The 1,414-nt window shown below is 56.4% G+C and carries 2 protein-coding genes; both read left to right on the forward strand.

Going from position 1 to position 1,414, the window contains the following annotated elements; all coding sequences use genetic code 11:
- The first annotated feature begins 145 nt into the window (after window positions 1–145).
- Window positions 146–961, forward strand: a complete 816-nt coding sequence (sul2, locus tag FTU67_RS14120) for a sulfonamide-resistant dihydropteroate synthase Sul2 (RefSeq protein ID WP_001043260.1) — start codon at window positions 146–148, stop codon at window positions 959–961.
- An 86-nt stretch (window positions 962–1,047) separates the two neighbouring features.
- Window positions 1,048–1,350 (forward strand): phosphoglucosamine mutase, encoded by a 303-nt coding sequence (locus FTU67_RS14125; protein ID WP_000251875.1) that lies wholly within the window; start codon window positions 1,048–1,050, stop codon window positions 1,348–1,350.
- The last annotated feature ends 64 nt before the right edge of the window (window positions 1,351–1,414 follow it).

The raw sequence follows: 1,414 nt of genomic DNA on the forward strand, positions 1-1,414 counted from the left end.
TTGTTCCATTTTAGAGATTTGTTTAAGATAAGATATAACTCATTGAGATGTGTCATAGTATTCGTCGTTAGAAAACAATTATTGTGACATTATTTCAATGAGTTATCTATTTTTGTCGTGTACAGAGATTATTATAGAAGCCCCCATGAATAAATCGCTCATCATTTTCGGCATCGTCAACATAACCTCGGACAGTTTCTCCGATGGAGGCCGGTATCTGGCGCCAGACGCAGCCATTGCGCAGGCGCGTAAGCTGATGGCCGAGGGGGCAGATGTGATCGACCTCGGTCCGGCATCCAGCAATCCCGACGCCGCGCCTGTTTCGTCCGACACAGAAATCGCGCGTATCGCGCCGGTGCTGGACGCGCTCAAGGCAGATGGCATTCCCGTCTCGCTCGACAGTTATCAACCCGCGACGCAAGCCTATGCCTTGTCGCGTGGTGTGGCCTATCTCAATGATATTCGCGGTTTTCCAGACGCTGCGTTCTATCCGCAATTGGCGAAATCATCTGCCAAACTCGTCGTTATGCATTCGGTGCAAGACGGGCAGGCAGATCGGCGCGAGGCACCCGCTGGCGACATCATGGATCACATTGCGGCGTTCTTTGACGCGCGCATCGCGGCGCTGACGGGTGCCGGTATCAAACGCAACCGCCTTGTCCTTGATCCCGGCATGGGGTTTTTTCTGGGGGCTGCTCCCGAAACCTCGCTCTCGGTGCTGGCGCGGTTCGATGAATTGCGGCTGCGCTTCGATTTGCCGGTGCTTCTGTCTGTTTCGCGCAAATCCTTTCTGCGCGCGCTCACAGGCCGTGGTCCGGGGGATGTCGGGGCCGCGACACTCGCTGCAGAGCTTGCCGCCGCCGCAGGTGGAGCTGACTTCATCCGCACACACGAGCCGCGCCCCTTGCGCGACGGGCTGGCGGTATTGGCGGCGCTGAAAGAAACCGCAAGAATTCGTTAACTGCACATTCGGGATATTTCTCTATATTCGCGGTTCAGCAGGCATGTCCCCTTTGAGGGCGACCCGACGACAGGATAATCGACCTTATGGTGCGCAAATATTTCGGCACAGACGGTATTCGTGGCAAAGCCAACGAAGGCGCGATGACGGCGGAAACCGCCTTGCGCGTCGGCATGGCGGCTGGCCGTGTCTTTCGTCGCGGTGACCACCGCCATCGTGTCGTGATCGGCAAGGATACGCGCCTGTCGGGCTATATGCTTGAACCCGCGCTCACAGCCGGTTTCACCTCGATGGGCATGGACGTATTCCTTTTTGGCCCGCTGCCGACAACGTATAGGAAGAATAAACGCCCTTTTCACCCAAGTCCAACAGCTTTGGACCGCAGTTGACTCTTTCGACACCCCTGCGATGCAACCCAATCCGGCTGACGGGGAGCCAGCAACGCTGAAAATT

Origin of the sequence: Acinetobacter sp. YH12132 (assembly GCF_013418645.1) — a bacterium.
Lineage (GTDB): Bacteria > Pseudomonadota > Gammaproteobacteria > Pseudomonadales > Moraxellaceae > Acinetobacter > Acinetobacter indicus.